Origin of the sequence: Streptomyces sp. SID11385 (assembly GCF_010548245.1) — a bacterium.
GTDB lineage: Bacteria > Actinomycetota > Actinomycetes > Streptomycetales > Streptomycetaceae > Streptomyces.
In genome coordinates, this window is the sequence record NZ_JAAGLR010000664.1 from 1 (window position 1) to 8409 (window position 8409).

Here is an 8409-nt window from a genome sequence, read left to right on the forward strand (position 1 = left end):
ACGGAGTGACGGGGGCGCTGCCCTCGCTGCCCGGGGCGGCGGCGGTGTGGGCGGGCTGGGCGAGGGCGGAGACCTGGGCGGCCCAGGAGCGGGTGGGGGCGGGGGCCGAGGGGGGAGGGGATGCGGGGGCGTCCCTTAGGGGGCGGTCGAACGCTTCACCTAGGGGTTCGTTGGGCCCCCCGGTGGGCCCAACGCGCGAGGCGGGGGCGGGGTTCCCGGGGGTGGCGGGGGCTGCGGGAGTGCCGGGCGTGCCCCCTAGGGGGCGGTCGAACGCTTCACCTAGGGGTTGGCTGGGCCCCCCGGTGGGCCCAACGTGCGAGGCGGGAGCGGGGTTCCCAGGGGTGGCGGAAACCTGGTTCCCAGGGGTGCCGGAGACCTGGTTCCCGCGATGACCACCGGCGCGGTTCCCCGCCGCGTCCGCGTACCCCGACGCCGCCGGTCGGTACGCCGCGGGCGGGGCCTCCTGCTCCGCGAGGCGGGCAGCGCGGGCCCGTACCGTGTCGTCCATGCCCGCCGGCTTGCCGAAGGCGACGCCGCCCCGCGCGGACGCGCCTGACGCGGAGCCGCCCGGCTCGAAGGCCCCGGGCTCCGAGCCGCCCGCCTCGAAGCCGCCCGGTTCGGCCGTACCGTTCTCGGGGTTCGCGCCGGGGCCCCCGCCCCACTGCTGTCCCCGCTCCCACTCCCCCGCCGCCCCGCCACCGCTCCTCGGGCGCATCGACAGCGTGCCCTGGCCGCCCGTCGTGGGACCACCGGCCGACGGAAGGGCGGGATACGCGCCCGGCGCGTCGAGCGCGCGCCGCTCCCCCGGCCCCGTACCACCGCCGGGCACCGCGCCATCGCCGCCCGCACCGGCAACGCCCGCGCCCTGCCCCTGCCCCTGATAAGGCGTCACCTGTCCCTGCGGGCGCAGGCTCACCGTGCCGGTGCCCTCCGGACGCGGTTGCGTGGGCTGGGGGCGGACGGGTTCGAGTGGGGGGCGGGTGTCGTACGGCGGTTGCGGCGTGTCGCGGTAAGGGTTGGGGTCGCCCGTGGACTCGGGCGAGGCGGCGGGGTGCGGGACGCGCGGGTCGTTGCCCTGCTCGGGGCCCGCGCCCCAGGAGACGCGCGGGGGCCGGCCCTGGGAGGTGTCCGCACTCCAGGGGTCGGGTTCCTGTGGCGCGTTGGTGGGCTCGGGGCCGTAGAGGACGGGCGAGGTGGCGGTACGGGGGCCGTCGAAGAAGAGGGGCCCGGTCTCCTCGGGAGCGTTCCCGGCCGGGGCGGGTGGCGGCTGCGCGGCCTGGCGCGGGTAGCCGGGGGGCGGGGGCGGGACCGAGCCGTCGGCGGGCGCGGGGCGGCTGGTGCCGGCGACCCACCCCGTACCACTCCAGTAGCGCAGGTAGCCGGGGATGGAGGGATCGGGGTAGTACCCCTCGCCGGGGTACGCGTCGCCTGCTGCCGGAGTGGGGGCGCTCATCGTCCGCTCGTCCCGTATCTGCTCGGTGAGTGGGGTGGGCGTCCACATTTACCAGAACTCGGGCGTGTTGCGGGCCGGTCCGGCGGAGGTGGAGGCAATCCCGGCGGTTGACCAAAAAACTTTCCGCAACCCGCGTAATGCTGTGCTGCGACCGCCCTCTCTCCCGGTACGGGCCTGTAGGTGGGCCGTCGCAGAGGCAGAAAGGGACCAGCCGTGGCGCACTCCGTCGTGGAACGTGAACTCGAACTCCAGCTCCTCGTCTCGCCGGAACGCACCGTCGCGGTACCCGCACGGCTGACGTACCGCACGGACGACCCCTACGCCGTGCACATCCTCTTCCACCTCAACTCCGAGTCCCCGGTGGCGTGGACCTTCTCGCGCGAACTACTGATCGAAGGCGTGTTCCGGCCCTCGGGGCACGGCGACGTGCGGGTGTGGCCGGCGAAGGAGGACGGGCGCGAGACCGTACAGGTCGCGCTCACCTCGCCGGACGGCGAAGCGCTCATCCAGGCGCCCGCGCTGCCGATGACGGCGTGGCTGGAGCGCACGCTGCGGCTCGTACCACCGGGCACGGAGGCCGAGTTGCTCGGCATCGAGGAGGGCCTGCGGCACCTGCTCGCGCCGATGCCGGTGGAGGAACTGTGGCAGCGGGACCGCGATCCGTGGCGGGAGGAGGGGTACGAGAGCGAGTGAGCGGCGGCGTGCGGCCCCGTGCTCGCACCGCGCCCTCCCGCTCCGCCTACAGCACCTTGCCGGGGTTGAGGATGTTCAGCGGGTCGAGCGCGGCCTTGAGCGTGCGCTGCACCTCCAGCCCTGTCTCGCCCAACTCGCGCGCGAGCCACTCCTTCTTGAGGAGGCCGACGCCGTGCTCGCCCGTGATCGTGCCGCCGAGCGAGAGTCCGAGGGCCATGATCTCGTCGAAGGAGGCGCGGGCGCGGCGGGACTCGTCCTCGTCGGCGGCGTCGAAGCAGACGGTGGGGTGGGTGTTGCCGTCGCCCGCGTGGGCGCAGACGCCGATGGTCAACTCGTGCGCCTGTGCGATGCGTTCGACTCCTTCGAGGAGTTCGGCGAGGCGGGAGCGGGGCACGCAGACGTCGTCGATCATCGTGGTGCCCTTGACCGCTTCGAGCGCGACGAGCGACAACCGCCGAGCGGCGAGCAGGAGTTCGGATTCGGCGGGCGTCTCGGCGGGGACGACCTCGCTCGCGCCCGCCTCGCGGCACAGGGCGGCGACGGCGGCCAAGTCGGCTCCGGGCTCCGGGGTGTCGAAGGCGCAGAGGAGGAGTGCGGCGGTGGACTCGGGGAGGCCCATGCGGGCGTGCGCGTTGACGGCGCGGACGGTCGTGCGGTCCATGAGTTCGAGGAGGGACGGGGTGTGGCCGCCCGTCATGATCGCGTTGACGGCCGCGCAGGCGGCGGACGTTGTGCCGAACTCGGCGGCGAGGACGAGTTGCGGGGCGGGCGCGGGCTTGAGGGCGAGCACGGCGCGTACGACGATTCCGAGGCTGCCCTCGGAGCCGACGAAGAGCCGCGTGAGGTCGTACCCGGCGACGCCCTTGGCGGTGCGGCGCCCGGTGCGCAGGAGGCGGCCGTCGGCGAGGACGACATCGAGCCCGAGGACGTATTCGGCGGTGACGCCGTACTTGACGCAGCACAGCCCGCCGGAGCCGGTCCCGATGTTCCCGCCGATCGTGCACATCTCCCAGCTCGACGGATCGGGAGGGTAGTTCAGTCCGTGCTCGGCGACGGCGCGCGAGAGCGCCGCGTTGATGACGCCGGGCTCGACGACGGCGACGCGCTCGACGGGATCGATCTCGACGATGCGGTCCATCTTGACGAGCGAGACGACGACGCACCCCTCGATCGCGTTCGCGGCCCCCGACAGCCCGCTGCGCGCCCCCTGCGGCACGACGGGCACGCGGTGCGCGGTCGCGGTCCGCATGACGTGCTGGACCTCTTCGACGGTACGGGGCAGCACGACGACAGCCGCCCGCCCGGCCGCGCAGAAGCTCGCCATGTCGTGCGCGTACGAGGCGACCACCTCGGGATCGTCGACGACGGCCCCGGCGGGCAGCCCGGCCCGGAGGTCGTCGAGAAGCCCGGCGGAAGCACCCTCGCGCTGCAGCTCGGTCATGATCCCCACAGTGGCATCGAGAGGCGCCGGGTGTGAAGACCCCGGCCGCGCGCCCCGGCCCCGCGCCCGTGAGGATGCGTCGACTGACCGTCAACTTCCTGCTGCACGCAACGAGTCGTGGAGATAAGGTGACCGGCGTTCGCCTGGAACCGACACCCACTGCTCACATCTTCTTCAATTCCGCGCTCGCGGGAAGGACGGAAAGGACCTCCACTCGCCGGACGACGTGTGCACGGCTTTCGCGTCCGCCGTTCCCGGGCCCCGCCGCGCCGCGTCCCGCGAGCCACTGCACGAAGGACCTGACTCCATGAAACGTGTGCTGTCCGTACGCCTGACGGCGCTGGCGGCCGTCCTGACCGCGGGGACACTCCTGTCCGGCGCCTTCCCGGCCGCCGCCGTGCGCGGCCCCAGCGCCCCCAGCACCGAGAAGGCCCTGGCCGCCACGGTCCGGATCGACATCGGCGAGGGCGCCAGAGCCTGTTCCGGCACCCTGATCGACGCCCGCTGGGTCCTGACCGCCGCGTCCTGCTTCGTGGACGACCCCGCTTCCGGCGCCGTCCCGGCCGCGGGCGCCCCGAAGGAGCACACGACGGTCACGGTCGGCCGCCCCGATCTCACCACGACGACGGGCTTCGTCACCGACGTCACCGAACTCGCGCCCTACGCCGGACACACCTGGTCATGGCCCGCCTGAAGCGGCCGGTCATCGATGTCGCGCCGATACCGCTCGCCACGGCGGCCCCGGCGGCGGGCGAGACACTGCGTTCCGTCGGCTACGGCCGTACCGCCACCGAGTGGTCGCCGCTTTCCGCGCACTCCGGCGCCTTCCGCCTCGACACCGTGGAGGCCGGCGAAGTCGGTGTCAGCGGCCAGGACGGCGCCGCCGTCTGCGCCGGGGACGCCGGAGGCCCCCTCGTCCGCGAGACGGACGGCGCACTTCAGCTCGTCGCCGTGAACAGCCGTTCCTACCAAAGCGGTTGCTTCGGTCAGGACGCGGCCGAGACCCGTACGGACGCGCTGGCGGTCCGGGTGGACGACAGCGCGACGCGCGCCTGGGTGCAGGAGACGAAGGACCGGCTGCGGGAGGTCTCCTTCGCCGCCGACGTCACCGGTGACGGGCGCAGCGACCTCCTCGTCCTGGACGAGAAGGGCACCATCACCGTGCGCCCCGCCGCGTCGAAGTGGGCGTCCACTCCCGGCAGCCCCGTCTACCGCTTCACCACGCCCGCCCAGTGGAGCACGGGGTGGCAGAACTTCCGCGGCGAGGAGGGCAAGGGACGGCTGTACTTCGCCGACGTCAACGGCGACAAGAAGGCCGACCTCATCGTCCATGACACCAAGGGCGACATCGCGGTGCGGCTCAACAAGGGCACCGGCTGGGACGGCGGCACCCACTGGAGCAGCGGCTGGGCCAACTTCCTCGGCCAGGAGGGCAAGGGACGGCTGTACTTCGCGGACGTCAACGGCGACGGCAAGGCCGACCTCATCGTCCACGAGACCAACGGCGACGTCTCCGTCCGGCTCAACAAGGGCACCGGCTGGGACAGCGGCACCCACTGGAGCAGCGGCTGGGCCAACTTCCTCGGTCAGAAGGGCAAGGGGAAGCTGTACTTCGCCGACATCGACGGCGACAAGAAGGCCGACCTCATCGTCCACGAGACCAACGGCGACATCTCCGTCCGCACCAACAAGGGCACCTACTGGGACGGCGGCACCCACTGGAGCAGCGGCTGGGCCAACTTCCTCGGCCAGCCGAAGGGGAGCCTCCAGTTCTCCGACGTCACCGCTGACGGCCTGGCCGACATGTGGGTGTGGAGCACTGACGGCAGAGTCGGGCTGCGCGGCAACTCGGGGCACAACTTCCTGATCACCCCGGGCGACGACTACATCTGATCCAGCCGTCCCCAGCCGTCCCCGTGCCCTCCCGGCACGGGGACGGCCCCTTCCGGCACGGGGACGGTCCCTTCCGTCCCGTGTCTTGTCCGCTCCCGGCCGCGGATGACTGAATTGGGTCACTCGTACTCGTCACCCGTCATCCGTCCTCCACCATCCGCCGTCCGTCACCCGTTCGGCCGGGAGCCCTTCATGATCGACGCCCTCGACGCCCGTCTTCTGCTGCTGCTCGCGCGCGAGCCGCGGATCGGGGTGCTCGCCCTGTCGCGGCGGCTCGGGGTCGCGCGCGGGACGGCGCAGGCGCGGCTCGACCGGTTGCGGGCGCGCGGGGTGATCCGCGGGTTCGGGCCCGAGGTGGACCCGGCGGCGCTCGGGTATCCCGTCACCGCGTTCGCGACGCTGGAGATCCGGCAGGGGCGCGGGGAGCAGGTACGGGCGCATCTCGCGCGGGTGCCGGAGGTGCTCGAACTGCACACGACGACGGGGCAGGGCGACATGCTGTGCCGCCTCGTGGCCCGGTCCAACGCCGATCTGCAACGGGTCATCGACCAGGTCGTCGGGTTCGAGGGGATCGTGCGGGCCTCGACGGCGATCGTCATGGAGAACCCCGTACCGCTGCGGGTCCTCCCGCTCATCGAGCAGGCCGCGCACGCCGCGCGCGAGTAGGCCCGCCCCTCCCCCGTGCCCTCGCGCCCCGTGACCGCCGGATGGCGGTACCCGGGGGGCGCGGTCCGGGCGTCGCCGCCACTGTGGAGCGGTACGGCACGTACACGTATCGCCCTCGCGCGCGGTGGACCGGCCGGACGACGTCAGGAGTCAGGAGCGGTGGCGTGAATTTCTGGACCTATGTGGGCAACCGGCACGAGCAGTTGCTCTCGGACGCCTACCAGCACGCGAGCGCCGTCTTCCAGTGCATGGTCATCGCGACCGTCATCGGGGTGCTGATCGGCATCTTCAGCTACCGCTCGGAGTGGGCGGGCAACCTCGCCACGACCGCCACCTCGACGATCCTCACGGTCCCCTCGCTCGCGCTCATCGGCCTGCTCGTGCCGATCGTGGGGCTCGGTGTCGCGCCCACGGTCATCTCGCTCGTGCTGTACGGGCTGCTGCCGATCGTCCGCAACGCGATCGTGGGCCTGCGCGGGGTCGACGCGACGCTGGTGGACGCCGCGAAGGGCATCGGCATGTCCCGTACCGCCCGGCTCCTGCGGGTCGAACTGCCGCTCGCGTGGCCGCCGATCCTCACCGGCATCCGCGTCTCGACGCAGATGCTCATGGGGATCGCCGCGATCGCCGCGTACGCGTCCGGGCCCGGGCTCGGTAACGAGATCTTCCGCGGCATCGCCTCGCTGGGCAGCAAGAACGCCCTCAACCAGGTCCTCGCCGGCACCGTCGGCATCGTCATCCTCGCCCTGCTCTTCGACTTCGGCTACGTCCTGATCGGCAGGCTCACCATCCCGAGGGGTATCCGTGTCTGACGCCACCACACCGCCCTCGGGCGCCTCGGCGCCCGCAGCGACGACCGCCCCGGCCGCGCCGGGGACGGGAGACACGAGCGGGGCGACGATCGAGCTGGAGAACCTCACCAAGATCTACGCGGGCACCACCGTCCCCGCCGTCGAGAACGTGAGCCTGGAGATCAAGGCGGGCGAGACCGTCGTCTTCGTCGGCCCCTCGGGCGGCGGCAAGACGACGCTGCTCAAAATGATCAATCGGCTCATCGAACCGAGCAGCGGACGGATCAGGATCGGCGGCGAAGACGTCACCGACATGGACCCGGTGAAACTGCGGCGGAAGATCGGCTACGCGATCCAGTCGTCCGGGCTTTTCCCGCACCTGACCGTCGCGCAGAACATCGCGCTCGTGCCGAAGATGATCGGCTGGCCCAAGGGGCGGGTGAAGGACCGGGTCGAGGAGATGCTCGACCTGGTGGGGCTGGACCCCGCGGAGTTCCGCGGGCGTTATCCGCGGCAGCTCTCCGGCGGTCAGCAGCAGCGCGTGGGCGTCGCCCGCGCGCTCGCCGCCGACCCGCCCGTCCTGCTCATGGACGAGCCCTTCGGCGCCGTCGACCCGATCACGCGCGATCACCTCCAGGACGAGCTGATCAGGCTTCAGCACGAACTGCACAAGACGATCGTCTTCGTGACGCACGACTTCGACGAGGCGATCAAGATCGGCGACCGGATCGCGGTGCTGCGTGATCGTTCGAAGATCGCGCAGTTCGACACCCCGGAGGCGATCCTGACCAATCCGGCGGACGACTTCGTCTCCGGCTTCGTCGGCGCGGGCGCGGCGCTCAAGCGCCTCAACCTCACCCGGGTACGGGACGTGGGGATCACCGACTGGCCGACCGTGTCCGTCGACGACCCGCTCCAGACCATTTTCGACAAGCTCCGCGAGGCAGGTCGTACGGAACTGCTCATGCTCGACCGTCGCGAGCGCCCCTACAAGTGGCTCAGGCGCGGCGACCTCAGCCGCGCCAAGGGCTCGCTCTCGCGGGCCGGGGCGCTCGTGCAGGACACCGTGACGCGGGACGCCACCCTGCGCGACGCGCTGGAGGCGGTGCTCACGGACAACGCGGGCCGCGTCGCCGTGACCGGGCGGCGCGGCGAGTACGAGGGCGTCGTCGACATGCAGACCCTGATGAATTCCGTGCACGAACTGCTCGAAGAAGACCGTCTGGAAGCGATCGAGCACCGCCACGAGCTGGAGGAGATCCAGGAGGAGCAGGACCACGCCCACCACGGCCGGGTCACAGCCCTGGAGACGGAGGAGGAGGGGACGGGGGCCTCGGACGGTACGGGGGCGGGGCCGGGCGGTACGGGGGCCGGGGCGGGCGGCACGGGGGTCGCCGCGCCCGACGGCTCGCCCGAGAACCCCGGCGGACTGCGGCCGGGCGGCTCGGCCGTCAGCGACGCGGGACCCGAGA

At 72.5% G+C, this 8409-nt stretch carries 8 protein-coding genes; 6 read left to right on the forward strand and 2 right to left on the reverse strand.

All coding sequences use genetic code 11. From position 1 onward, the window contains the following. A partial coding sequence (locus tag G3I42_RS20320) for a DUF2510 domain-containing protein (RefSeq protein ID WP_343244603.1) occupies positions 1-1501 on the reverse strand: 1501 nt, incomplete at its 3' end. Between the two features lie 165 nt (positions 1502-1666). On the opposite strand from G3I42_RS20320, the gene G3I42_RS20325 reads away from it, so the two are divergent. Beyond that, on the forward strand, positions 1667-2146 hold the full coding sequence (locus G3I42_RS20325; protein ID WP_164287925.1) for an SsgA family sporulation/cell division regulator: 480 nt from the start codon (positions 1667-1669) through the stop codon (positions 2144-2146). A gap of 46 nt (positions 2147-2192) precedes the next feature. Here G3I42_RS20325 and G3I42_RS20330 read toward each other — a convergent pair whose 3' ends face one another. Then, entirely contained in the window at positions 2193-3587 is a 1395-nt protein-coding gene (locus G3I42_RS20330) for an FAD-linked oxidase C-terminal domain-containing protein (RefSeq protein WP_164287927.1), read from the reverse strand. 307 nt (positions 3588-3894) lie between these two features. On the opposite strand from G3I42_RS20330, the gene G3I42_RS38250 reads away from it, so the two are divergent. The 5 genes from G3I42_RS38250 to G3I42_RS20350 form a co-directional block, all read left to right on the forward strand. Beyond that, positions 3895-4281: a trypsin-like serine protease gene (locus G3I42_RS38250; protein ID WP_275405270.1), complete on the forward strand. Its 387-nt coding sequence runs from the start codon at positions 3895-3897 to the stop codon at positions 4279-4281. Continuing rightward, positions 4269-5480, forward strand: coding sequence for an FG-GAP-like repeat-containing protein (locus tag G3I42_RS38255; protein WP_275405271.1), 1212 nt, complete (start codon positions 4269-4271; stop codon positions 5478-5480). The genes G3I42_RS38250 and G3I42_RS38255 overlap by 13 nt, the downstream gene beginning before the upstream one ends. Before the next feature lie 192 nt (positions 5481-5672). Beyond that, on the forward strand, positions 5673-6146 hold the full coding sequence (locus G3I42_RS20340) for an Lrp/AsnC family transcriptional regulator (RefSeq protein ID WP_164287929.1): 474 nt from the start codon (positions 5673-5675) through the stop codon (positions 6144-6146). A gap of 164 nt (positions 6147-6310) precedes the next feature. Next, complete coding sequence (locus G3I42_RS20345; RefSeq protein ID WP_164287931.1) at positions 6311-6958, forward strand: ABC transporter permease; 648 nt, start codon at positions 6311-6313, stop codon at positions 6956-6958. Positions 6959-7046: 88 nt separating this feature from the next. Beyond that, positions 7047-8409: betaine/proline/choline family ABC transporter ATP-binding protein (locus G3I42_RS20350; RefSeq protein ID WP_343244604.1), on the forward strand; the 1363-nt coding region annotated here is incomplete at its 3' end.